Consider the following 23,372-nt stretch of genomic DNA (forward strand, 5'->3'; position numbering starts at 1 on the left):
AGCGAGCCTGCTCGCGATAGCGGTTTAGCATTCAACGATGATGTTGATTGATAGTCCGCTATCGCGAGCAGGCTCGCTCCCACAGGGATTTGTGGCCTATTCGAAAAGTGCGTCGAGGGCCTGTTCCAGTCGGGTGACGGCAATAATCTGCAACCCCGGCGGCGCTTCCTTCGGTGCATTGCCCTTGGGCACGATGGCACGTTTGAAGCCGTGCTTGGCCGCTTCCTTCAAGCGCTCCTGGCCACTTGGCACCGGGCGCACTTCGCCCGACAGCCCGACCTCACCGAACACCAGCAAATCATGCGGCAGTGGCCGGTTGCGCAAACTGGACATGACTGCCGCCATCAACGCCAGGTCGGAGGCCGTTTCCAGCACCTTCACCCCGCCGACCACGTTGAGAAAGACGTCCTGATCGTGGGTCGGAATCCCGCCGTGACGGTGCAGCACCGCCAGCAACATCGCCAGCCGATTTTGATCCAGGCCCAGGGTGACCCGGCGCGGGTTCGCCAAATGGCTGTCATCGACCAGCGCCTGGACTTCCACCAGCATCGGCCGCGTTCCTTCCCACGTCGCCATGACCACGCTGCCTGGTACTTCTTCCTGCGCCCGGGTGAGAAAAATCGCTGACGGGTTGGAGACTTCTTTCAGGCCCTTGTCGGTCATGCCGAACACGCCCAATTCATTGACGGCGCCGAAACGGTTTTTTACCGCACGCAACAATCGCAGGCGCCCATCGGATTCGCCTTCGAAGTACAAAACGGTATCGACCATGTGCTCCAGCACGCGCGGGCCGGCCAATGCCCCTTCTTTTGTCACGTGGCCGACGAGGAAAATCGCGGTGCCGCTCTGCTTGGCGTAACGCACTAGCAATGCCGCACTCTCCCGAACCTGCGACACGCCGCCCGGCGCCGATTGCAGTTGTTCGGTAAAGATCGTCTGAATGGAGTCGATCACCATGACCTTGGGCTTTTCGATCCGGGCAGTGGCGATGATGGTTTCGATGCAGGTTTCGGTCATCACCCGCAGCTGATCCTGAGGCAAGCCCAGACGGCGCGCGCGCATGGCCACTTGCTGCTGGGACTCTTCGCCGGTGACGTACAGGGCCGGCATGACTTTGGCGAGGTTGCACAAGGTCTGCAGGAGAATGGTCGACTTACCGATGCCCGGATCACCGCCGATCAGCACCACCGAACCATCCACCAGCCCACCACCCAACACTCGGTCGAGTTCGCTGGACGCGGTGGAGAAGCGCGGGATCTCTTCGACGCTGACTTCCGCCAGGGTCTTGATCTGTGCCTGCTGGCCGGTCCAACCGGTGCGTCCGCTGGGCGCTGCGGCACCACCGCTCTCGACCATGGTTTCGGTCAGCGTATTCCAGGCACCGCACTCGCCACATTGGCCGGCCCACTTGGGGAAGGTTGAGCCGCACTCGGTGCAGCCGTACATGCGCTTGGCCTTGGCCATCTGAACCCCCGGCAAAAACCGCGATAATAGCTCAGCTGACGCGGATCAGCGCGCTGAAGTTACCCAGTCGTTCTTCATTATTAACTTTCAGGACAGGTATGCATCTCCAAACAGTGCAAATCACGGAAAACCTGTACAACTTCGTCCAATAATATTTAAACATCAGCCAGCGTCTCGAAGTCAAAACTGTACAAGCCCTAAGCAATTCAAATTCAGATGTACAACTCTATCTTCGAGACCAACACATTAAACGCAACAATCCAATGGCAGAACTTTCCCTTATTCGTGAATACTAGCACTTCGCAATCAGACAACATTACAAAAATTATATTGTTAATAACGCACTTAAATTCGCCTCCACTCCAATCGGAGTTCACTACTCCCCCCAGAAAAATAGAAATGCACACGGATCGATAGTGATAAACCGAGATTGCAAGTCTCAGCGGACTTCACTGCCATGATGGCATTTTGTAAACTTTTTCCCACTGAACAGGTCGATAGCACGGCAAGCATCGTAGCGGTGGGATCGAGCAGAATGCGATTTGCTGATTTACACTGCGTTCACCAATCTCATCTGTAACAAGGAATTAACCCATGGGCGTGATAAGTGAGTTCAAGGCCTTCGCGGTCAAAGGGAATGTGGTCGACATGGCTGTCGGCATCATCATCGGCGCCGCCTTCGGCAAGATCGTTTCGTCATTTGTCGGCGATGTGGTGATGCCGCCAATCGGCCTGCTGATCGGCGGAGTGGACTTCAGCGACCTGGCCGTGACGCTCAAGGCCGCCAACGGGGATGCCCCCGCGGTGGTGCTGGCCTACGGCAAGTTCATTCAGAGCATGATCGACTTCATCATCGTCGCCTTCGCCATCTTCATGGGCGTCAAAGCCATCAACCGTCTGAAACGCGAAGAGGCCGTTGCGCCGACCCTGCCGCCGGTTCCGACCAAGGAAGAAGAGCTGTTGAGCGAGATCCGCGATCTGCTCAAAGCCCGGAACGATCAGCCCTGAAGGCTGTTTGCGTGTAGAAAGAGCGCCTTCGGGCGCCTTTTTTTTTACCAGAAGTTTTCCACCGCCACCTGACCGGGTCGTCGACTGAGGCTCAGATGCATATCGCGCTGTTTGAGCAACTTGCGTGTGTCATCGATCATCTGTGGATTGCCGCAGAGCATGACCCGCGAGTGCTCGGGTGTAAGCTCTACCCCTGCCACCCGCTCCAGTTCGCCATTTTCGATCAGCGTAGTGATTCGCCCGTTCAGGGCACCCGGGTGCTGCTCGCGCGTGACGGTGGCGATGAACTGCAATTTGTGCGCGTACCCGGCCAGATAGTCGCGCTCCGCCAGCCCTGCTATCAGCTCCTGATAGGCCAGTTCGCGGGCTTCTCGCACGCTGTAGACAAGGATGATTCGTTCAAATTTCTCCCATACCTCGAAGTCCTGCAGGATCGACAGAAACGGTGCCACGCCCGTGCCGGTGGATAACAGCCAGAGATCACGGCCGTCAACGAAGCGATCCAGTGTCAGGTAACCGAAGGCCTGACGGTCGACCAGCAGCGTATCACCGACTTCCAGGCGACTCAGTTCGCTGGTGAACTCACCGCCCGGTACGACAATGGAAAAGAATTCGAGAAATTCGTCATGGGGCGAAGAGACCATTGAATAGGCGCGCCACACCGTACTGCCGTCACTTCGGGTCACGCCAAGCCGGGCGAATTGCCCCGCCCGAAAACGAAAACCGGAATCTCGGCTGGCCCGCAACGTGAACAGGTTCGGGGTCAACGGCTGAACGTCTGTCAGGGTCTGGCGAGTGAATTTTTCTGCACTGGCGGTCATGAGGCTCTCCATTCAACAGATGACTCAGTGTCCCGCAAAGCGGACGGTTTAAACACCGGTGATTTGTAGTGTCTTTGACCTGATTATCCACCTGAAAATAGTCTTACTACCTATAAAGAATGGACTGTTTCCAACATTAACCAAGCGGTACAACACAAATTGCGGACAGTTGCATTACACACGGCATGTAAGTTTCGATTCAAAAAACCTAAGAACCAGTTATTCACTTCCCAATATTTTCAAGAGCGAAATAGTTGCAGCGCATTTGTAGGAATACTCCTACACTCGTGGCGTGCCGGATCTCGGATCCAATCGGCACCCCCAAGATGCCCGCATGGAGTTATACCAATGGAAATGTGGATGGAGTCACAATTAAGACAGATATCTAAAGCCAGGGATGTTGAGTCCGCCTATGAGACGTCACTTAATTTCGTTCGACACCTTGGCTTTAAATTTTGTGCTTTTTCAATCACATCACACTCACGAGGCCCGCGCTTCGAGAGCGTGAATCTCAACAACTATCCAACAGGTTGGGCTGCGAAATATGAAGAGAACCACTTTAGTGACATAGATCCAATACTGGCGCATTGCAAGCATTCTCCGATGCCGATTCTCTGGGAAGAAAAGGTCTTCTCGAAAACTCCTCAGCTGTGGCAGGCGCAAAAAAAACAAGGCCTGGAACATGGCTGGTCGCAATCACTGCATGACGACAAGGGACTTCAAAGCATGTTTAGCGTGGCCGGAAGCAGTCATCCCATCACGCCATATGAATTGTACGAAAACCTTGGATTCGCGCTGTTTATCGCCCACCACCTGCACGGGCTGGTCGCTCAAAATTTGCCTGAACCCGTGCAGCACTCCTGCAAGCCCCACCTGTCAGCACGGGAAATTGAAGTCCTGAAACTGTCGGCTGATGGCAAGACCGCCTGTGAAATCGCCATGATCCTCAACCTCGCAGAGCGCACTGTAAACTTTCATGTGCACAGAGCAATTGAGAAGCTGGGGGTCAACAACAAAATCGCGGCAGTCATCGCAGCAGCCAGGGCCTGCATGATCTGAGCAGTACGCCCGAATAAGGCTGAAAAACCCACAAGTATTCTGCAAAAAAAAAACGTACCATTTGCGGTCCCATCCAGAGTGATGACGAGGAAAACCCACGTCGCAGTCCACTCGGACGGCCCCGCCCGCTATAAGGCTTCAGGCAGCGGGACACCATACCCGTTGACTATCCAGAGCCCCTCGCCTCATGCCCCTGCTCGAAACGCCCTTCGCCCGACTCGATCTGATCCGTCAGCCTGAACAGCAGAACGAACCGCTGCAAGCGTTCGACGCGGCAGACGAATACCTGCTCAATCATCTGGCCGAGCAACAACCGGCCGCGGACACCCGGGTGCTGGTGCTCAACGACAGTTTTGGCGCATTGGCAGCGAGCCTGGCGGGCAAAGTACTGGTCACCAGCAGCGGCGACTCGTTCCTGGCCTTCCAGGGCCTGGAAAAAAATCTGGTTCGCAACGGCCAGGCATTTGATGCCGTGCCGAGCGTACCGGCTAACGAAGCATTTGCAGGGCCGTTTGATCGCGTGTTGATCCGGGTGCCGAAAACCCTGGCCTTGCTGGAAGAGCAATTGATTCGCCTGCAAAGCCAACTGGCTCCTGGCGCTCAAGTGATTGCGGCAGCGATGGTCAAGCATCTGCCGCGCGCCGCGGGTGATCTGCTGGAACGTTACATCGGCCCGGTACAAGCCTCGCTGGCGGTAAAAAAGGCCCGGTTGCTGATCGCAACACCTGAAGCCAAAACCCCAGCCGTGTCCCCCTACCCTTCACGCTATCAACTCGACGCGCCAGCGATCGAACTGCTCAACCACGCCAATGTGTTCTGCCGCGAGGGGCTGGACATCGGCACACGAGCCTTTCTCCCGCACCTGCCACAGAACCTCGGTACTGCGCGAGTCGCCGACCTCGGTTGCGGTAACGGCGTCTTGGCCATCGCCAGCGCCCTGCAAAACCCGGAAGCGCATTACACGTTGGTGGATGAGTCGTTCATGGCGGTGCAATCGGCCGCCGAAAACTGGCGTGCTGCGCTGGGAGAGCGTGAGGTGATCGTGCGCGCCGACGATGGCCTGGCCGGACAAGAGCCGCAATCGCTGGACGTGGTGCTGTGCAATCCACCGTTTCACCAGCAACAAGTCGTCGGCGACTTTCTTGCCTGGCGGATGTTTCAGCAGGCGCGCGAAGCCCTGGTGACAGGCGGCGCGCTGTACATCGTCGGCAACCGTCACCTGGGTTACCACAGCAAGCTCGCGCGGCTGTTCCGTGGCGTGGAGCAAGTGGCGGCTACGCCGAAATTCGTCATTCTCAAAGCCCGCAAATAATCGCAGGTAAAAAAAACCCTCCATGACAGGAGGGTTTTGAATCCGTTGCACAAGGCAACGGGATGGGAATGCGGGTGTTTCAGTGCGTGGACAGACCTGCGGCGTTCATGAACATGCGCATCAGGCTGGCCACGATAAACAGGGCCCCCACGCTACCGACCCAGATCAGCGCCAGCCAGCCGAGTCGCTGCCAGAGCGGCTTCTTCTCTGCTGCCTTGATGTCCTCCAGGGAATGTTTGCCAGCCATCATCGTGACCTCCTCTGAAACGGCGCAGGATCGGGCCCTGCGCCGTTTTCGTGTGTTCTAGTGATAACCGTCTTCGTGAGTCACCTTGCCGCGGAACACGTAGTAGCTCCAGAAGGTGTAACCCAGGATGAACGGGATGATGAACAGCGTACCCACCAGCATGAAGCCCTGGCTTTGCGGCGGTGCAGCGGCGTCCCAGATCGAGATCGACGGCGGCACGATGTTGGGCCACAGGCTGATACCCAGGCCGCTGTAGCCCAGGAAGATCAACACCAGCGTCAGCAGGAACGGCGTGTAGTTCGCATTGCGCGCCACGGCGCGAATCAGACCGTACATGGTCACCAATACCAGGATCGGTACTGGCAGGAACCAGAAAAGATTCGGCAGCGTGAACCAGCGAGCGGCGATTTCAGCATGAGCCAGCGGGGTCCAGATACTGACGATACCAATCACCGCCAACACCACGAACGCCAATGGCCGCGCCAGATCATGCATCTGTTCCTGCAACTTGCCTTCGGTCTTCATGATCAGCCAGGTACAACCGAGCAGCGCATAAGCCACCACCAGCGCCGCACCGCAGAACATCGTGAACGGTGTCAGCCAGTCCAGTGAACCGCCTGCAAACTGGCGATTGACCACCGGTAGCCCGTCGATGAATGCACCCAGCGCCACCCCCTGAAAGAAAGTCGCAGCAATCGAACCACCGATAAACGCCTTGTCCCACAGGTGGCGCTTATCGTCCTTGGCCTTGAAACGGAACTCGAACGCCACGCCACGGAAAATCAGCCCGATCAGCATGAAAATCAGCGGCAGGTACAGCGCCGAGAGCACCACCGAATAAGCCAGCGGGAACGCACCGAACAACGCCGCGCCGCCTAGAACCAGCCAGGTTTCGTTGCCGTCCCAAACGGGGGCGACGGTGTTCATCATCACGTCACGGTCGGTCTTGCCCGGGATGAACGGGAAGAGAATCCCGATCCCCAGGTCGAAGCCGTCCATGACCACGTACATCATGATGCCGAAGATGATGATCACGGCCCAGATCAGCGGAAGATCAATACCCATGACTCAAATCTCCTTGGTCAGGCTGGGATCGTGGTCGTCGTCGGCGGGATCGTCGGCGGCGGACAGCGGACGGGCCGGCGTGCGTTTCTTGCCTGGACCACCTTCGGGCGTTTCCTTGCCTTCGTCGATCTTCGGCCCCTTGCGCACCAGGCGCATCATGTAGCCCAGCCCGGCACCGAACAGCGCGAAATACACCACCACGAACAGGATCAGCGTGATGCTCATCTGCATGAAACTGTGATTGGACGAGGCGTCCGCCGTGCGCATCAGGCCATAGACCACCCACGGCTGACGGCCGATTTCAGTGGTGAACCAACCGGCGAGGATCGCGATCAGGCCGGACGGGCCCATCCACAACGCCAGATAAAGGAACGGTCGCGAGGTGTACAGCTTGTCGCTTTTGCGCAGCCACAGGCTCCACAGACCGGTGAAGATCATCAGCATGCCCAGACCCACCATGATCCGGAACGACCAGAACACGATGGTCGAATTCGGCCGGTCTTCAGGCGGGAATTCCTTGAGCGCCGGGACTTGCTTGTCCAGGGAGTGCGTGAGGATCAGGCTGCCCAGGTACGGGATTTCCACCGCGAATTTGGTCCGTTCTTCTTTCATGTCCGGCCAGCCGAACAGAATCAGCGGGGTCGGCTCATTGCCGTGATTTTCCCAGTGACCTTCAATCGCGGCGATTTTCGCCGGCTGATGCTTGAGTGTGTTGAGACCGTGAAAATCACCGATGACAGCTTGAATCGGCGCCACGATCAAGGCCATCCACATGGCCATCGAGAGCATGGTGCGGATCGCCGGGTTGTCCTTGCCGCGCAGCAAGTGCCAGGCCGCCGAAGAGCCGACGAAGAAGGCGGTCGCGACGAACGCGGCCGTGGCCATGTGCATCAGGCGGTACGGAAATGACGGGTTGAAGATCACGGCAAACCAGTCGGTTGGAATGACCTGGCCATTGATGATTTCGAAACCTTGCGGGGTCTGCATCCAGCTGTTGGAGGCGAGAATCCAGAACGTCGAGATCAGTGTGCCGATGGCCACCATGACCGTGGCAAAGAAGTGCAGGTTGCGCCCGACCTTGTTCCAGCCGAACAGCATGACACCGAGGAAACCAGCTTCAAGGAAGAACGCTGTCAGAACTTCGTACGTCAGCAACGGCCCGGTCACGGAACCGGCGAAGTCCGAGAAGCGGCTCCAGTTGGTGCCAAACTGATAGGCCATGACCAGACCGGACACCACGCCCATGCCGAAGTTGACGGCAAAGATCTTCGACCAGAAATGGTACAGATCGCGGTAAGTGTCGTTGTTCGTCTTCAGCCACAGGCCTTCGAGCACCGCCAGGTAACTCGCCAGGCCAATGGTGATGGCCGGGAACAGGATGTGGAACGAGATGGTGAACGCGAACTGAATTCGGGCGAGATCAAGCGCCTCCAAACCGAACATAAGTCTTCCTCTGTCAGTAATATCGGCTGAAGGCTTGCGGCCTGCACCCACTGCCCCCACGGATATGGAGTGTGGCGAATTTGAATTCGTTCTTTTTTTACAAGCATCACAACGTAGGGAGTCTGGCCATCTGGCCACCGGATCATTTCCACAAGGGTCTTGATCTGGATCAAGCAATGGTTGAAAGAGTAGTCCCATTTTTGACGATGGACGGTGTGGTCTTTTGACGCGTGACAGGTTGCCTCATCGCTCTGGCAATCAGTCGCAACACATTACCTGTGGGAGCGAGCCTGCTCGCGAAGCGGTGTGTCAGGCGACAGAGGTATCGACTGATACGCCGTCATCGCGAGCAGGCTCGCTCCTACAGGGGGATGTCGGTCTTTTGGGAGATCGGTGTCTAGCTAACTAAATTTTCCAGGCCTGCAACTTCTGGTTACAGGTTGGTGATAATCTCGACCCTCCCCTCGCTCAAGACTTGCCCTCAGATGCCCAGCCAAGCGCCCTTGCTGTTACGTCATCACCGACCTTTTATCGCGTTCTGGCTGGCCCGGGTGTTTACCGCCAGCGGTTTTCAGATGCTCACCGTGGCCATTGGCTGGAATCTGTATCAACTGACCGGCAATGTGCTCGACCTGGGTTTGGTGGGACTTGTGGAATTTGCCCCGCGTGTGCTGTTCATGCTGCACACCGGGCATGTCGCGGACCGCTATGACCGGCGCAAGGTCGCGGCGATCTGTCAATCCCTGCAAGCGTTGATTGCCCTGTCCCTGGCTATCGGCAGCGCGACCGATCATGTCACCCGGGAGATGATCTTCATCCTCGCGTTCCTGCTCGGCGCCGCGCGCTCCTTCGAGATGCCAACCACCCAGGCCTTGCTGCCGAGCATCGTGCCCAGCGCACTGTTCCCCCGCGCCGTCGCCGCCGCGCAGTCGGCTCAACAATCAGCCACCATCGTCGCCCCGGCCCTGGGCGGTTTGCTCTATGCCTTCGGCAGCGTCTGGGTGTATGGCCCGACGGTGATCCTCTACATCATTGCCTGTCTGCTGATGCTCAACCTGCCGGCCCGGCAAACGCCGCTGAACAAAGGCAAGGCAACCCTGGATTCATTGCTCGCGGGTATCCGCTTCATTCGCAGTCGCCCGGACATTCTCGGGGCGATTTCCCTGGATCTGTTTGCGGTGTTGCTCGGCGGTGCGACGGCGTTGCTGCCGGTGTTCGCCAAGGACATTCTGTTGACCGGGCCATGGGGCCTGGGCCTGCTGCGTTCAGCTCCGGCTGTCGGTGCGCTGCTGATGTCGCTGTACCTCGCGCGTTTTGCTGTGGAGCGCAAAGTCGGGCGGGTGATGTTTACTGCCGTCGGTGTGTTCGGCGTCGCGACCATCGCGTTCGGCCTCTCGACCTCGTTCTGGTTTTCCCTGGCCGTGCTGGTGGTGTTGGGCGCGGCGGACATGATCAGCATGGTGATCCGCGCTTCGTTCGTGCAGCTGGAAACCCCGGACGAAATGCGCGGCCGGGTCAGCGCCGTGAACGGTTTGTTCATCGGTGCTTCGAACCAGTTGGGCGAATTCGAATCCGGCCTCACCGCCCATTGGTTCGGCACCGTGCCGGCGGTGGTCATGGGCGGTATTGGCACGCTGGTCGTGACCGGTGCGTGGATCAAACTGTTCCCGACCCTGGCCAACCGCGACCGCATGCATGTGCCGGTGGAAGAGGCCAGGGTTTAAAGCAGTTTGTCGAGGGTGATAGGGAAGTCCCGCACCCGCTTCCCGGTGGCGTGATAAATCGCATTGGCCACCGCTGCCGCGACCCCGACGATACCGATTTCGCCCACGCCCTTGGAACCGAGGGCGTTGACGATTTCGTCGTGTTCTTCGACGAACAGCACTTCAATGTCGCCAATGTCGGCGTTTACCGGGATGTGGTACTCGGCCAGGCTGTGGTTCATGTGGCGACCCAATGCATGGTCGGTCTGCGTCTCTTCATGCAGCGCCATGCCGATGCCCCAGACCACGCCGCCGAGGATCTGGCTGCGGGCCATTTTCGGGTTGACCACTCGACCGGCAGCAATTGCGCTGACCACCCGGCTGACCTTCACCGTGCCCAAATCCTCATCGACCAACACTTCGACGAACACCGCCGAGTGGGTCGCAGTCGCGTAGGCATCGCGCTTCTTGTCCGGTTCGGCGTCGACCTGGATGTCGACGGTGTCTTCGCCACTGTCCCGCGCCAGACTGGCCAGACTTACACGTGCCTCACCGAAGGATAAGTGCCCTTCTTCAAAGACCGCTTGCTCCGAGGTCACTCCGCTGAATTCAGGACACGTTTGCCGTGCAACGGCGAGCAATTTTTCCTTCAAGGCTTCACAGGCTTGCTGCACCGCCGTGCCAACCGACGAGACGGTGAACGATCCGCCCTGCAAGGGCGCTGTCGGCAATGAAGAGTCGCCAAGGACAAAGATGACATCCTTCACGGAAACGCCCGACGCCTGAGCGGCGATTTGCGTCATGACCGTGTAAGTGCCGGTGCCGATGTCAGTGGTCGCGCTGCTGACCGTCAGTTTGCCGTGGTGATCGAGTGAGGCCTTGGCGCTGGCCTTCTGTTGCATTGCCTCCCATACACCACCCGCCATGCCCCAGCCCACCAATTGCCGACCCTGGCGCATGCTGCGCGGTTCGGCATTGCGCTTGTCCCAGCCAAAGCGTTTGGCACCTTGGGCATAGCACTCGCGAAGCTCTTTACTTGAATACGGTTTGTCTTCGTTCTGATTGCGCTCGGCATAGTTGACCAAGCGCAGCTGTACCGGATCGATGGCCAGGGCGCAGGCCAGTTCGTCCATCGCACATTCGAGGCCAATCAATCCCAGCGCGGCACCCGGTGCGCGCATGTCCAGTGGGGTAAATACGTCCAGCGGCACCAGTTTGTAGGTCAGCTGCACGTTATCGCAGTGATAGAGCATGCCGCTCCACTCCACCACGTGTTCGGTGAAGTCCTCGAAACGCGAAGTCTGGCCGATGGCGGTGTGCGCCACCGCGAGCAAACGACCGTTGGCCGCCGCACCCAATTGCAAGCGCTGCAAAGTGCGCGGCCGATAACCGAAGGTGAACATCTGCTGACGCGTCAACGAAACGCGCACCGAACGCTTGAGATGCAGCGCCGCCATGACCGCCAACGGCAGCTGATATTGCGGACGCAACCCCGACCCGAACGCACCTCCGACATACGCGGCAAAAATTCTGACTTGCTCTTTCTCGAGACCGAAGACTTTTTGCACATACGACTGACAGTTCTGCGTGCCTTGGGTCTTGTCATGGATGTGCAGGCTGCCATCCATTTGATACAGCACCGTACTGGCGTGCGGTTCCATCGGGTTGTGGTGTTCAATCGGCGTGCTGTAGTCGAGATCCAGACTAATGGCCGAGCCGGCGAACTCAGCCTGAAAATTCCCACGGGGCTTGGGCAATTCGGCAGGTGCGGGATGAGCTTCATCCTGCAGCGATAACAGATCGGTCTGGTGCGCTTCTGTTTCGTATTCGATCACTACCAGCGAACCGGCATAACGTGCCAGCTCAAGGTTTTCGGCCACCACCAATGCCAACGGCTGCCCGCTGTACAAGACTCGATCGTTGAACAACGGGCGAAAAGGTGAACCGTCGGCCGAGTCGGCGTCGTCGTAGTCTTTGTCGTAGCTGGCGATCTTCGGGCGGTTCGTGTGATCGATCACTGCCAGGACGCCGGGCAACGCCAGGGCTTTCGATGCATCAATGCTGACCACCCGACCGCTGGCGATGTTGCTGGAGACAACGCTGCCGTGAAGCAGACCCTCCTCGGGAAACTCACCAGCGTAGCGCGCCTGGCCCGTCACTTTGAGCTGACCGTCGACCCGATCAAGCGGTTGCCCCATAGGTTTGCTGAAAGTGTTCATCGGGCCAACCCTCCCTGTGCGGCATCGCTGAGTGCGCGGACGATAGCCCGGCGCGCCAGTTTCACTTTGAAAGCGTTATGTTCGAGCGGTTCGGCGTTTTGCAGCAGCCTGTCCGCCGCTTCGGTAAAGGATTCGGGATTGGCGGCTTTGCCTGCCAGAAAGTGTTCAACGGCGCTGTCACGCCAGGGTTTATGCGCCACACCTCCGATCACCAGGCGCGCTTCGCGGATGATCGATCCTTGCATGTCCAACGCTGCAGCCACCGATACAAGGGCAAAGGCATAGGACGCGCGATCACGGATTTTCAGGTAATGGCTGTGCTCGGCAAAACCGGTGGCCGGCAATTCGATTGCGGTAATGAGTTCGTCATCGGCCAGCTGGTTATCGCGCTCCGGCGTATCTCCCGGCAAACGGTGGAAATCGGCGAACGCGATGGACCTCATGCCGTTGCGACCTTGTACATGGACCACGGCTTCGAGCGCAGCCAACGCCACACACATGTCGGAAGGATGGGTCGCCACGCACTGCGCGCTGGCGCCCAGGATAGCGTGGATACGATTGAGGCCGTCCCGCGCCGGGCAGCCGCTGCCGGGTTCACGTTTGTTGCACGGCACGCTGGCGTCGTAGAAGTAATAGCAGCGCGTGCGTTGCAGAAGATTGCCGCCGGTGCTGGCCATGTTGCGCAATTGCGGCGATGCACCGGCCAGGATCGCTTGGGACAATAAAGGGTAACGCTGCTCAATCAACGGGTGCCAGGCAAGGTCGGCATTGCTGACCAGCGCGCCAATCATCACGCCGCCGCTGGGCGTTTCTGTGACTTCGCGTAAGGGCAACCCGGTGATGTCGATCAAATGTTCGGGCCGAGTGAGGTTCTCTTTCATCAAATCCAGCAGATTCGTACCGCCTGCGATGAAGCGTGACGCCGGACCGGCGAGATGCACGGCGTCCTGCACCGAATCCGGCTTGCTGTAATGGAAAGGGTTCATTGGCCACCTCCCTGTACAGTCCGCTGGCGGCACGCCGGCAACGCCTCTTCGATGGCATCGCGGATATTGCTGTAGGCGCCGCAACGGCAGAGGTTGCCGCTCATCAGTTCCTGAATCTGTTCAGGGGTCTGCGCCCGTCCCTCGTTAACCAGCCCCACCGCCGAGCAAATCTGCCCAGGTGTGCAATACCCGCATTGAAAGGCATCGTGTTTGATGAAGGACAGCTGCATCGGGTGCAATTCGTCACCGTTCGCCAACCCTTCGATCGTCGTCAACTCGGCGCCATTGCACATCACCGCGAGCGTCAGGCAGGCGTTCACCCGTTTGCCATTGAGCAACACCGTGCAAGCACCGCATTGGCCGTGGTCACAGCCCTTTTTGGTGCCGATCAGGTCCAGTTGCTCACGCAGCAGATCCAGCAGCGTGGTCCACGGCAGGACCTCAAGCTGGCGCTCCTGACCATTGAGGGTCAGGTGGAGCGGATGAACAGCAAAGGACGGCTGCGCAGCGTCGGGAGTGGTCACGCTCATAAACACCTCACGGTAGGTCGTGCATTCGCGGTGTTTTGGTCAACCACCGTCATAAGGGGTACGACTTCACCTTGGGGTGAGCGTTCAAGGGAATTGATGGGCGTGGAAAACCTTGCAGGGGTTCAGGCCGACTACGACCTCTGGCAAGCGGAGCAGCGTGAACAACCGTTATCGAACCCTTTGCCATTCACGCCTGACGTTTCTCAAATCACCAACTCCCCCGCCAAAGCAGCACGCGTGGCTTTGCCGCAGAGTTGCTCCACCAGCGTCAGGGCAAATTGCAGTGCGGCACCCGATCCCTGTGCGGTGATGCAGTTGCCATCGACCACAACGGGTTGGTCAATAAAGTTACAACCCGACAATTGATGGCTGGCCGATGGCAGGCAGGTCATGCGTCGCTGACGCAGGACGCCAAAGGCTTGCAGCGCCAGCGCCGGGGCTTCGGCGATGCCGGCGAACAGACGCCCGGCGGCGGCCTGGTCCTTGATCAGCTGTTGCAGGGGTTGATGGGCGGCAAGGTGTTGTGAGCCCACCTCGCCACCGGGCAGCGCGATAAGGTCGAACGGCTGGGCCAGCAAATCCACCACCATCGCATCGGCGGTCAGGCGGGTACCGCGGGCACACGTGAGCATGCGCCGCCCCTCGATGCTCGCCGCCACCACTTCAACCTTGGCACGGCGCAGCACATCGATCAGGGTCACGGTTTGCAGGTCATCGATGCCCTCGGCGAGGGTAATCAAAGCTCTAAAGGTCATGGGCGCGATCCACAGAATGATCTTTAAAGCGTAGTCAGCTTTCCTGACCCTTGTTCGAGCGCAGCCGTTACTTGATGTAAAGCTGCGTCGACATTGTGTTGCCCGGCGCGTTGATCGAGGTGTTGCTGAAAGTGAAGATGCCGTTCTGCTTGCCCGCAAGGTTCAGGACATATAGATAACCGACCGTTTTTCTCCCGGCAGTGCATTCGGTGAGATTGCCGTTATCAAAGGCACACACCGGCGTCCGGGTGCCGCTCACTTCAAAACCATCCAGCGCGACACGGGCTGCGCGGCCGTAACCGACTTCCAGCACGTAGACCTTGATGCTCGTTCCGCTATGGTCGCAGCGCGTCTGTTCCTGCCCTTCGGCAATGTCTTCAAACCCGCAGGATGGCGATTCGACTTTGAGCACTTTCACCTGGCTCAATGGCTGCGCCATCGCTGCCGAAGCAGTCTGCGCCCCCAGCCACAACGCCATCGAGACGCCAACAACCGCAACCCCACACTTTTTAATGCAATCCATAACGCCCCCCAAAACCAGCGCGCAGTATGGCTCACTTCGCTTTTGCGCAAAACATCGGCGACGATCGCAGCCATAAGCAGCCACAGCCCCACGCTGCTGGTATGATGCGCGGCTTTTTCCGACCCACAGAAAATTAACAGGCGCCTTCAACGGTCTGTGCTTTGCTGTTGGGGTCGATACATTCACGGCGCCGGGCGCGCCACGGGGAGCAGACATGCTGGAAAGGCTGTTTCAACTCAAGGCACACAACACCAACGTGCGGACCGAGATTCTGGCGGGCGTCACGACTTTCTTGGCCATGGCCTACATTCTGTTCGTCAACCCGAGCATCCTCGGCGAGACCGGTATGGACAAGGGCGCGGTGTTTGTCGCGACCTGTCTGGCGGCGGCAATCGGTTCCACCGTAATGGGCCTGATCGCCAACTACCCGATCGCACTCGCGCCGGGCATGGGCCTGAACGCCTTCTTCACCTACACCGTGGTCCTGCACATGGGTCACACCTGGCAAGTGGCGCTGGGTGCGGTGTTCATCTCCGCCGTGTGCTTCTTCCTGCTGTCGATCTTCCGCATCCGCGAATGGATCATCAACAGCATACCGCTGCCGCTGCGCTCGGCAATTGCCGCCGGTATCGGCCTGTTCCTGGCGCTGATTGCCTTGCATAACGCGGGCATTGTGGTCAGCAACCCGGCCACCATGGTCGGCCTCGGTGACTTGAAACAACCTGCTCCGATCCTCGCGACCCTCGGCTTCGCCCTGATCGTCGCCCTCGAAGCGCTCGCCATACGCGGCGCGGTGCTGATCGGCATTCTGGTGGTGACCATCGCGTCCATCGCATTGGGCTTCACCCCGTTCGGCGGCGTGATGTCGATGCCGCCATCGTTGGCCCCAACCTTCCTGCAACTGGACATAAAGGGTGCGCTGGACATCGGTCTGGTCAGCGTGATTTTCGCCTTCCTGTTCGTCGATCTGTTCGACAACTCCGGCACCCTGATCGGCGTCGCCAAGCGCGCCGGCCTGATGGGCAAGGACGGCCACATGCCGAAAATGGGTCGCGCGCTGATCGCCGACAGCACCGCGGCCATGGCCGGTTCGCTGCTGGGCACCTCGACCACCACCAGCTACATCGAATCCGCCGCCGGCGTGAGTGCCGGTGGCCGCACCGGCCTGACCGCCGTCGTGGTGGCGATCCTGTTCCTGCTGGCGCTGTTCTTCTCGCCATTGGCCGCTAGCGTTCCGGCATTCGCCACCGCACCGGCGCTGCTGTTCGTCGCTGTGTTGATGACATCCGGCCTGGCCGAAATAGACTGGGACGATATCACCGTTGCCGCACCGGTCGTGGTCACCGCGCTGGCCATGCCGTTCACGTATTCCATCGCCAACGGCATCGCCTTCGGTTTCATCTCCTGGACCGCGATCAAACTGCTGTCTGGTCGTGGCCGCGAGCTGAATTCGGCGCTGGTGATTCTGTCGATTCTGTTTGTGATCAAGTTGGGTTGGTTCAACGCATGACTTTTGATTCCCAGGCCTACGCCGTTCAGCTCGAAGAAAAGGTCACGCGCCTGCGCGACCTGCTGGCCCCGTTCGATGCACCGGAACCTGCGGTGTTTGACTCGCCGCTGAAAAATTTCCGCCTGCGTGCCGAATTCCGTCTTTGGCGCGAAGGCGGCGATCGTCATTACGCGATGTTTTCCCAGGAAGACAAACGCACGCCGATCCTGATCGAAGAGTTCCCGATCGCCAGCCTGCGCATCAATGAACTGATGCCGCAGCTCAAGACAGCATGGAAAGCCAGTGCGGCGCTGAGCCACAAGCTGTTTCAGGTGGAGTTTCTGACCACCCTGGCCGGCGATGCGATGATCACGCTCTGCTATCACCGTCCGCTGGACGAGCACTGGCATGCGGCGGCGTCGAAGCTGGCCGTCGACCTGAACGTCAGTGTTATCGGTCGCTCGAAAGGCAAACGCGAAGTGATTGGCCAGGATTACGTGGTCGAGAAACTGGACGTCGGTGGTCGCACGTTCAGCTATCGCCAGCCCGAAGGCGCCTTCACCCAGCCCAACGGCACCGTGAACCAGAAAATGCTGAACTGGGCTTACGACGCCCTCGGCGATCGCCCGGACGATTTGCTGGAGCTGTATTGCGGCAACGGCAACTTCACCCTGCCGCTGGCGACCCGCGTGCGCAAAGTGCTGGCCACCGAAATCAGCAAGACGTCGGTTAACGCGGCGCTGAGCAACATCAGCGAAAACGCTGTGGATAACGTCACCCTGGTGCGTTTATCCGCCGAAGAACTGACCGAAGCCCTGAACGAAGTCCGCCCGTTCCGGCGCCTGCACGGCATCGATCTGAAGAGCTACGAGTTCGGTAGCGTTTTCGTCGACCCGCCTCGTGCCGGCATGGACCCGGACACCTGCGAGCTGACCCGGCGCTTCGACAACATCCTCTACATCTCCTGCAACCCGGAAACCCTGGCGGCCAACATCGCCCAGTTGCACGACACCCATCGCATCACTCAGTGCGCGATGTTCGACCAGTTTCCGTGGACACATCACATGGAATCCGGGGTGTTGTTGACGCGTCGTTGAATGGCAGTTGCTGGTACAAATAAGCCGTCATATGACGGCTTTTTTGTAGATCCGAGAATTCACTTCGGCTGCTTTCGATACTCGGTGGTGGTGATGCCCGCATAGCCCCAGTTATCGGTATCCACTTCCTCGATCACGATGTGGGTCAGCTCCGGCGGTTTGCCGAGGACGCGTTTCAAGGTGTCGGTGATTTCGGCGATGACCTGGGCTTTCTGCTCCCGGGTGACGCCGTCACGGGTGATTCGTACGCTGACGAAAGGCATGATGCTGCTCCTGTCCGGTTATCAAATTAGAGGCCGGTCAAGTAAAGCACTGCTTCGCCGATTTCATCTACAGTGGCGCAGTCCCTCATTTGATCCCCGGTGTCATCAATCATGCAGCGAGTATTTGACGATCTTCAGCTGGGCAGCATCGAACTGTTCTGCCTGGCGGCCGAGGCCGGCAGCTTTACGGCGGCCGCCTTGGTGGCCGGCGTCACACCGGCCGCCGTGAGTCGATCGGTGTCACGCATGGAAGAACGTCTGGGCGTGCGTCTGTTTGCGCGCACTACCCGCAGCGTCAAGCTCACCGACAGTGGTCGTCGCTATTACGAGGAATGTCGTCAGGCGCTGGCGCAACTGGTTGAAGCTCAGCGCGAGGTCATGGGCCAGCAACAGCAACCGTCCGGCACGCTGCGCATCAGTATTCCCACAACGTATGCGCACCACCGGATCTTGCCGTTGTTACCGGCGTTTCGAGCGCGTTTTCCAGACGTGAAAGTCGAGTCGCACATCAGCAATCGCAATATCGACTTTGTTGGAGAAGGTTATGACATGGCGATCCGCGTGCGGGCGATTCCGGATTCCGGCCTCATCGCCCGGCACCTTGAGGACGCCGAGCTGGTGATGATTGCCAGCCCCGATTACCTGAAGCGCGCAGGTGTCCCGCAGAGTCTGGACGACCTTGCACAGCACGAATGCATTCAATACGAACTGCCCAGCAGCGGTCGGCGGATTGCCTGGCTGTTCAACGACAACGGCGCAGCTCGGGAGATTCTTGCCGAGGGCAGCTTCAGTTGTTCTGACGATGTGCTCGGCGGCGTGACCCTGGCCAAAAACGCGGCAGGGCTGTTTCAGACTTACCGGTTTATTGTCGAAAACGAACTGGCCGATGGTTCGTTGGTGGAAGTGCTCAAACCTTATGGCGGACGCTCCCGGCCGTTCACCCTGCTCTATCCACAGAGTCGTCATATGCCACTGAGACTGCGAGCATTCATCGATTTCCTGGTTGAACATCTGCCGCGTTAAACATTGAGAATGTCCGATCACCGCACACAAAACCTCAATGAAACCTCTCTTCAATTGACCGAACTAACCAGCTAGTACAATTTATCTCCACCGGCTGACTACCCCAGCCCATTCCAAAAATAATAAGTGGAGAGACTTCGATGTCCCCTATCGTTCTGGTGCTCAACGGCCCGAATCTGAATCTGCTCGGCACTCGCGAACCCGCGACTTACGGGCACGAAACCCTGGCAGACATATCGGCGCTGTGCGGGCGCGCCGCTGAAGAGTTCGGCCTGGCGGTGGAATTTCGCCAGACCAACCACGAAGGCGAATTGCTCGACTGGATTCACGCGGCCCGCGGACGCTGCGCCGGGATCGTGATCAATCCGGCGGCCTGGACACACACCTCAGTGGCGATCCGCGATGCCTTGATCGCCAGCGAATTGCCGGTGGTCGAAGTCCATCTGTCCAACGTTCACGCCCGCGAGCCCTTCCGGCATCACTCCTTCGTTTCTGCCATTGCCACCGCGGTGATGGCCGGTTTCGGCAGCCATGGGTATCGCCTGGCGCTGGATTATTTCAGCCAACGTTTGAAGGGGTGAACGCCGTGACTCATACCAACGCGGTACTGGCCGGGCTGATCGGCGCCGGCATTCAGGCTTCTCGCACCCCGGCGCTGCACGAGCATGAGGGCGATGCCCAGGGTCTGCGCTATCTCTACCGCTTGATCGACCTTGATCAGTTGAAACTCGACAGCAGCGCCCTGCCCGATCTGTTGATGGCTGCCGAGCGCATGAACTTCACCGGACTGAATATCACCTTCCCGTGCAAGCAGGCGATCATCCCGCTGCTCGACGAATTGTCGGCGGAGGCTCGCGGTATTGGGGCGGTGAACACGGTGGTGCTGAAGGACGGTAAACGCATCGGCCACAACACCGATTGTCTGGGATTTGCCGAGGGTTTTCGCCGGGGATTGAAGGATGTTGCCCGTGAGCGTGTGGTCCAGATGGGCGCAGGTGGCGCAGGTGCGGCGGTGGCCCACGCGCTGTTGAACGAAGGCGTACAGCTGTTGAGTATTTTTGATGTAGAGCTCAGCCGCGCTCAAGCCTTGGCTGACAACCTCAATCAACACTTCGGCGCTGGCCGGGCCGTGGCGGGACATGATTTACCGAGCACGTTGGGCCAGGCGGATGGGTTGGTGAATACCACGCCGATGGGCATGAAAAAGCTGCCGGGCATGCCGGTGCCCGTGGAGTTGCTGCGAAGTGAATTGTGGGTCGCGGAGATTGTTTATTTTCCGCTGGAAACCGAGTTGCTACGCAACGCCCGCGCCCTGGGTTGCCGGACGCTGGATGGCGGCAACATGGCGGTGTTTCAGGCGGTGAAGGCGTTTGAGTTGTTCAGTGGCGTGGTGCCGGATGTGCAGCGGATGCTGGCGCACTTTCAAAGCATGAATGGCGAGACCTGTAGTTGAACCGGTTCTGTGGCGAGCGAGCTTGCTCGCGCCGGGCTGCGCAGCGGCCCAAAATGCGGGAGACAATCAATATTTTGTGAGTGCTGCGCACTCAACGGGTGCAAGCTCCCTCGCCACAGTTCAAGCCTGCAGGTATCGCAAAACCGACTCGCAGATCATCTCCCGATGACGCTGCTTGATGCTTTCGTCCGGCAAGTCGATCTGGAAGATCTCACCGAAGGTGTGGCGGTTCGACACGCGATAAAAGCAGAACGAGCTGATCAGCAAATGCACATCCAGTGGATCAAGCCCTGAACGGAACACGCCCGCTTCGGCCCCGCGACGCAAAATCACGCCCAGCGAATCGAGGATGGTGTTGTTCATTGCCTTGATCGCGTCGGAGCGCTTCACGTATTCAGCGTTGTGAATGTTCTCGATGCTGACGATGCGCACGAAATCGACGTTGCGATCATGGTGATCGAAGGTAAATTCCACCAGCCGCCGAATCGCCTCCACCGGCGCCAGTTCGGCCAGGTGCAGATGGTTTTCCGTGTTGCGGATATCGCCGTAGAGTTTTTCCAGCACCTCGACGTAGAGCTGTTCCTTACTGCCGAAGTAGTAATAGATCATGCGTTTGGAGGTGTGGATGCGCTCAGCGATCGCATCGACGCGAGCACCGGATAGCCCTTGCTGGACGAACTCGACAATCGCCTCTTGAAGAATGTTCTCGCGGGTCTTTTCCGGGTTGTTCTTGCGACTCTTGCGCGGCCCGGCAATCGGTTCGGCGGACATAGCGGAGAGTTCTGAAGTTATCGTCATTGCGGGCTCACGGCCATCACTGCACAGGCTGGCGATTATGGGCCGCGCCGCACAGTGAAGGAAGCCGCGCGGCAGCGGTTTGTCGCCGTGTTTACGATTTTCCTACAACTTTGCCTGACGAACGGCACCGCTTCGGGATTTGGCCATGGCCGCCAGGCGCACCGCGACGTTGGCCGCGCCGTAACCGGCGTAGCCATTTTTACGCTGGATTATTTCAAAGAAGAATCGCCCTTCGAACGGCTCTGTATAAACGTGGAACAGCTCGCCGCCCTGGGCATCACGGTCATACAGCACGTTGAAATACGCCAGCTCACTGAGGAATTCGTCGTCGAAGTCGAACCGTGCCGCGAGGTCATCGTAGTAATTGAGCGGGATATCCAGCAACGGCACGCCCGCCTCCTTGGCCCGACTGACTTCGGCAAAGATGTCGTCGCAATCAAACGCGATGTGATGCACACCGGAACCACGATAACTCGACAGCGCGTGTGAGATCGCAGTGTTGCGGTTTTCGGAAATGTTCAGCGGCAAGCGAATCGAACTGTCACGACTGCGCAACGCCCGGCTCTTCACCAGGCCGTACGGATCGGGCAACACCACTTCGTCGTCGGCTTCGAAATCCAGCAGGCTCTTGTAGAACAGCACCCAACTGTCGAGGCTGTCGGCCGGCAGCGCCATCGCCATGTGGTCGATGCGTTTGAGGCCGCCGCTGGCGACGACGGCCGGTTGCAGATTGAAGTCGGTACCGTAGACATCGGCTTCCTGGTCCACCAGATAGATCAGGCTGCCATCCGGTGCGCGCACGGCGGCCAGTTCAAGTTCGTTGGGGCCGACCAGTCCGCGATACGGCTGACCCTTATAGGCTACGGCCCGGGCCAGAGCACTGGCGCTGTCCTTGACCCGCACGGCGGTGGCGCACAGCGAAGGGCCGTGAGCTTCGAAAAAACTGTGGGCAAACGAGTAAGGCTCGGAGTTGAGGATCAGGTTGATATCGCCCTGACGCAACAGGCTGACGCTCTTGGAGCGATGTTGCCCGGCCTTGACGAAACCCAGTCGCTCAAGCCAATGGGAGAGCTTGGCGCCCAGGCTTTCATCCACTGCGAATTCAAGAAATTCGATGCCGTTGTATTCGCTGGCCTTAGGCGTCTCGAACAGAATATCGGGTGTGGTCGACGGTGTCGTTTCCTGTGCCAGACGCTGGCGGGTTTTTTCCTCCAGGTACAGCAACGAACGCAAACCGTCGGCGGCGTTGGCCCGAGGTGGTGCGGCGCGGAAACCGTCGTTGAAGATCTCCAGCGACAGCGGCCCGGTGTATCCACTCTTGATGATCGGCGCCAGGAAGCCCGGCAAATCGAATTCGCCCTGGCCCGGGAAACAGCGGAAATGCCGGCTCCATTCCAGTACGTCCATGGCCAGAATCGGCGCATCGGCCATTTGCACGAAGAAGATCTTGTCACCGGGAATATCGGCGATCGCGCTTGGATCTCCCTTGAGCGACAGGGTGTGAAAGCTGTCCAGCAACACGCCAAGGCTTGGGTGATCGGCCTGACGGACGATGTTCCACACTTGCTGCCAAGTGTTCACGTGCCGACCCCAGGCCAGTGCTTCGTAGCCGATTCGCAAGCCACGTGCTCCCGCGTGTTCGGCCAGCAGGCGCAAGTCGTCGACTAAAATCTGTTCATCACCGATGGAATCGGCCGACGCATTGCTGCACACCAGCACCAGGTCGGTGCCTAATTCCTGCATCAGGTCGAACTTGCGCTCGGCACGTTCCAGGTTGCGATGCAAACGGTCACGGCGGCAGCCTTCGAAGTCGCGGAACGGTTGAAACAGCGTGATCGCGATCCCGAGATCGGCGCACATCTGTCTGATTTCCCGCGGACTGCCGTCGTAGTAGAGAAGGTCGTTTTCGAAAATCTCCACCCCGTCGAAACCGGCGGCGGCAATGGCTTCGAGTTTTTCCGGCAGGGTACCGCTCAAGGACACGGTGGCAATGGAACGCTGCATATTTCGACTCCCGGTGGTGGAGGCTTTCTTTTCAGGCCTGACACGCTTTCGCTTTATGTTGGAGCCGGCTTGCTGGCGATGGCTTCCGCGAGATCGCCATCGCCAGCAAG

At 58.8% G+C, this 23,372-nt stretch carries 22 protein-coding genes; 9 read left to right on the forward strand and 13 right to left on the reverse strand.

Features of this window, described 5'->3' with window-relative positions; genetic code table 11:
* Positions 1–96 precede the first annotated feature (96 nt).
* Positions 97–1,464 carry a DNA repair protein RadA gene (gene radA / locus ACRC4F_RS03640; protein ID WP_438658127.1) on the reverse strand — a complete coding sequence of 456 codons (1,368 nt, stop codon included), beginning with the start codon at positions 1,462–1,464 and terminating at the stop codon, positions 97–99.
* A 594-nt stretch (positions 1,465–2,058) separates the two neighbouring features.
* Here radA and mscL point away from each other — a divergent pair.
* A complete protein-coding gene (gene mscL / locus ACRC4F_RS03645) occupies positions 2,059–2,472 on the forward strand; it encodes a large-conductance mechanosensitive channel protein MscL (protein ID WP_438658128.1) in 414 nt (137 codons plus the stop codon).
* A 44-nt stretch (positions 2,473–2,516) separates the two neighbouring features.
* On the opposite strand, the gene ACRC4F_RS03650 is transcribed toward mscL, so the two are convergent.
* Positions 2,517–3,293 carry a ferredoxin--NADP reductase gene (locus ACRC4F_RS03650; protein WP_438658129.1) on the reverse strand — a complete coding sequence of 259 codons (777 nt, stop codon included), beginning with the start codon at positions 3,291–3,293 and terminating at the stop codon, positions 2,517–2,519.
* Positions 3,294–3,641: 348 nt separating this feature from the next.
* Between ACRC4F_RS03650 and ACRC4F_RS03655 the strand changes: the two genes are divergently transcribed.
* Positions 3,642–4,352: a LuxR family transcriptional regulator gene (locus ACRC4F_RS03655; protein ID WP_438658130.1), complete on the forward strand. Its 711-nt coding sequence runs from the start codon at positions 3,642–3,644 to the stop codon at positions 4,350–4,352.
* Between the two features lie 187 nt (positions 4,353–4,539).
* Complete coding sequence (locus tag ACRC4F_RS03660) at positions 4,540–5,664, forward strand: methyltransferase (RefSeq protein WP_438658131.1); 1,125 nt, start codon at positions 4,540–4,542, stop codon at positions 5,662–5,664.
* Positions 5,665–5,743: 79 nt separating this feature from the next.
* Here ACRC4F_RS03660 and ACRC4F_RS03665 read toward each other — a convergent pair whose 3' ends face one another.
* From ACRC4F_RS03665 to ACRC4F_RS03675, 3 genes are read right to left on the reverse strand one after another with little or no spacing between them, the layout of a single operon-like run.
* The gene (locus ACRC4F_RS03665; RefSeq protein ID WP_094470553.1) at positions 5,744–5,911 is read right to left on the reverse strand and encodes a DUF2474 domain-containing protein; all 168 of its coding nucleotides are present in this window, start codon (positions 5,909–5,911) and stop codon (positions 5,744–5,746) included.
* A gap of 57 nt (positions 5,912–5,968) precedes the next feature.
* On the reverse strand, positions 5,969–6,976 hold the full coding sequence (cydB, locus tag ACRC4F_RS03670; RefSeq protein ID WP_438658132.1) for a cytochrome d ubiquinol oxidase subunit II: 1,008 nt from the start codon (positions 6,974–6,976) through the stop codon (positions 5,969–5,971).
* 3 nt (positions 6,977–6,979) lie between these two features.
* Positions 6,980–8,419: a cytochrome ubiquinol oxidase subunit I gene (locus tag ACRC4F_RS03675; RefSeq protein WP_438658133.1), complete on the reverse strand. Its 1,440-nt coding sequence runs from the start codon at positions 8,417–8,419 to the stop codon at positions 6,980–6,982.
* Between the two features lie 485 nt (positions 8,420–8,904).
* Here ACRC4F_RS03675 and ACRC4F_RS03680 point away from each other — a divergent pair, with 485 nt between their 5' ends.
* Positions 8,905–10,143, forward strand: coding sequence for an MFS transporter (locus ACRC4F_RS03680; RefSeq protein WP_438658134.1), 1,239 nt, complete (start codon positions 8,905–8,907; stop codon positions 10,141–10,143).
* Here the strand turns inward: ACRC4F_RS03680 and ACRC4F_RS03685 are convergent.
* The 5 genes from ACRC4F_RS03685 to ACRC4F_RS03705 all read right to left on the reverse strand — a co-directional run bounded on the left by ACRC4F_RS03685 (position 10,140) and on the right by ACRC4F_RS03705 (position 15,135).
* Positions 10,140–12,341, reverse strand: a complete 2,202-nt coding sequence (locus ACRC4F_RS03685) for a xanthine dehydrogenase family protein molybdopterin-binding subunit (protein ID WP_438658135.1) — start codon at positions 12,339–12,341, stop codon at positions 10,140–10,142. The two genes, ACRC4F_RS03680 and ACRC4F_RS03685, sit on opposite strands and share 4 nt — an antisense overlap.
* Positions 12,338–13,327 (reverse strand): FAD binding domain-containing protein, encoded by a 990-nt coding sequence (locus ACRC4F_RS03690; protein ID WP_438658136.1) that lies wholly within the window; start codon positions 13,325–13,327, stop codon positions 12,338–12,340. Before ACRC4F_RS03690 ends, ACRC4F_RS03685 begins: the two co-directional genes overlap by 4 nt.
* Positions 13,324–13,857 (reverse strand): (2Fe-2S)-binding protein, encoded by a 534-nt coding sequence (locus ACRC4F_RS03695; protein WP_438658137.1) that lies wholly within the window; start codon positions 13,855–13,857, stop codon positions 13,324–13,326. Before ACRC4F_RS03695 ends, ACRC4F_RS03690 begins: the two co-directional genes overlap by 4 nt.
* 203 nt (positions 13,858–14,060) lie before the next feature.
* Positions 14,061–14,612, reverse strand: coding sequence for a DJ-1 family glyoxalase III (locus ACRC4F_RS03700; RefSeq protein ID WP_438658138.1), 552 nt, complete (start codon positions 14,610–14,612; stop codon positions 14,061–14,063).
* 67 nt (positions 14,613–14,679) lie between these two features.
* A complete protein-coding gene (locus ACRC4F_RS03705) occupies positions 14,680–15,135 on the reverse strand; it encodes a DUF4879 domain-containing protein (RefSeq protein WP_438658139.1) in 456 nt (151 codons plus the stop codon).
* Between the two features lie 214 nt (positions 15,136–15,349).
* Here ACRC4F_RS03705 and ACRC4F_RS03710 point away from each other — a divergent pair, with 214 nt between their 5' ends.
* Both ACRC4F_RS03710 and trmA read left to right on the forward strand, forming a co-directional pair.
* Complete coding sequence (locus tag ACRC4F_RS03710; protein ID WP_438658140.1) at positions 15,350–16,645, forward strand: NCS2 family permease; 1,296 nt, start codon at positions 15,350–15,352, stop codon at positions 16,643–16,645.
* A complete protein-coding gene (gene trmA / locus ACRC4F_RS03715; RefSeq protein WP_438658141.1) occupies positions 16,642–17,721 on the forward strand; it encodes a tRNA (uridine(54)-C5)-methyltransferase TrmA in 1,080 nt (359 codons plus the stop codon). Before ACRC4F_RS03710 ends, trmA begins: the two co-directional genes overlap by 4 nt.
* Before the next feature lie 59 nt (positions 17,722–17,780).
* On the opposite strand, the gene ACRC4F_RS03720 is transcribed toward trmA, so the two are convergent.
* A complete protein-coding gene (locus ACRC4F_RS03720; protein ID WP_438658142.1) occupies positions 17,781–17,984 on the reverse strand; it encodes a tautomerase family protein in 204 nt (67 codons plus the stop codon).
* A 111-nt stretch (positions 17,985–18,095) separates the two neighbouring features.
* Between ACRC4F_RS03720 and ACRC4F_RS03725 the strand changes: the two genes are divergently transcribed.
* The 3 genes from ACRC4F_RS03725 (at position 18,096) to ACRC4F_RS03735 (ending at position 20,460) form a co-directional block, all read left to right on the forward strand.
* Positions 18,096–19,007 carry a LysR substrate-binding domain-containing protein gene (locus tag ACRC4F_RS03725; protein WP_438658143.1) on the forward strand — a complete coding sequence of 304 codons (912 nt, stop codon included), beginning with the start codon at positions 18,096–18,098 and terminating at the stop codon, positions 19,005–19,007.
* A 140-nt stretch (positions 19,008–19,147) separates the two neighbouring features.
* Positions 19,148–19,588, forward strand: coding sequence for a type II 3-dehydroquinate dehydratase (aroQ, locus tag ACRC4F_RS03730; protein WP_403102486.1), 441 nt, complete (start codon positions 19,148–19,150; stop codon positions 19,586–19,588).
* Positions 19,589–19,593: 5 nt separating this feature from the next.
* Positions 19,594–20,460, forward strand: coding sequence for a shikimate dehydrogenase (locus ACRC4F_RS03735; RefSeq protein ID WP_438658144.1), 867 nt, complete (start codon positions 19,594–19,596; stop codon positions 20,458–20,460).
* Positions 20,461–20,580: 120 nt separating this feature from the next.
* Here the strand turns inward: ACRC4F_RS03735 and ACRC4F_RS03740 are convergent, their stop codons facing one another.
* The gene (locus ACRC4F_RS03740; RefSeq protein WP_438658145.1) at positions 20,581–21,258 is read right to left on the reverse strand and encodes a TetR/AcrR family transcriptional regulator; all 678 of its coding nucleotides are present in this window, start codon (positions 21,256–21,258) and stop codon (positions 20,581–20,583) included.
* Positions 21,259–21,360: 102 nt separating this feature from the next.
* The gene (gene quiC, locus ACRC4F_RS03745) at positions 21,361–23,262 is read right to left on the reverse strand and encodes a 3-dehydroshikimate dehydratase QuiC (RefSeq protein WP_438658146.1); all 1,902 of its coding nucleotides are present in this window, start codon (positions 23,260–23,262) and stop codon (positions 21,361–21,363) included.
* Positions 23,263–23,372: the final 110 nt, after the last annotated feature.

Source organism: Pseudomonas sp., assembly GCF_051660785.1.
GTDB lineage: Bacteria > Pseudomonadota > Gammaproteobacteria > Pseudomonadales > Pseudomonadaceae > Aquipseudomonas.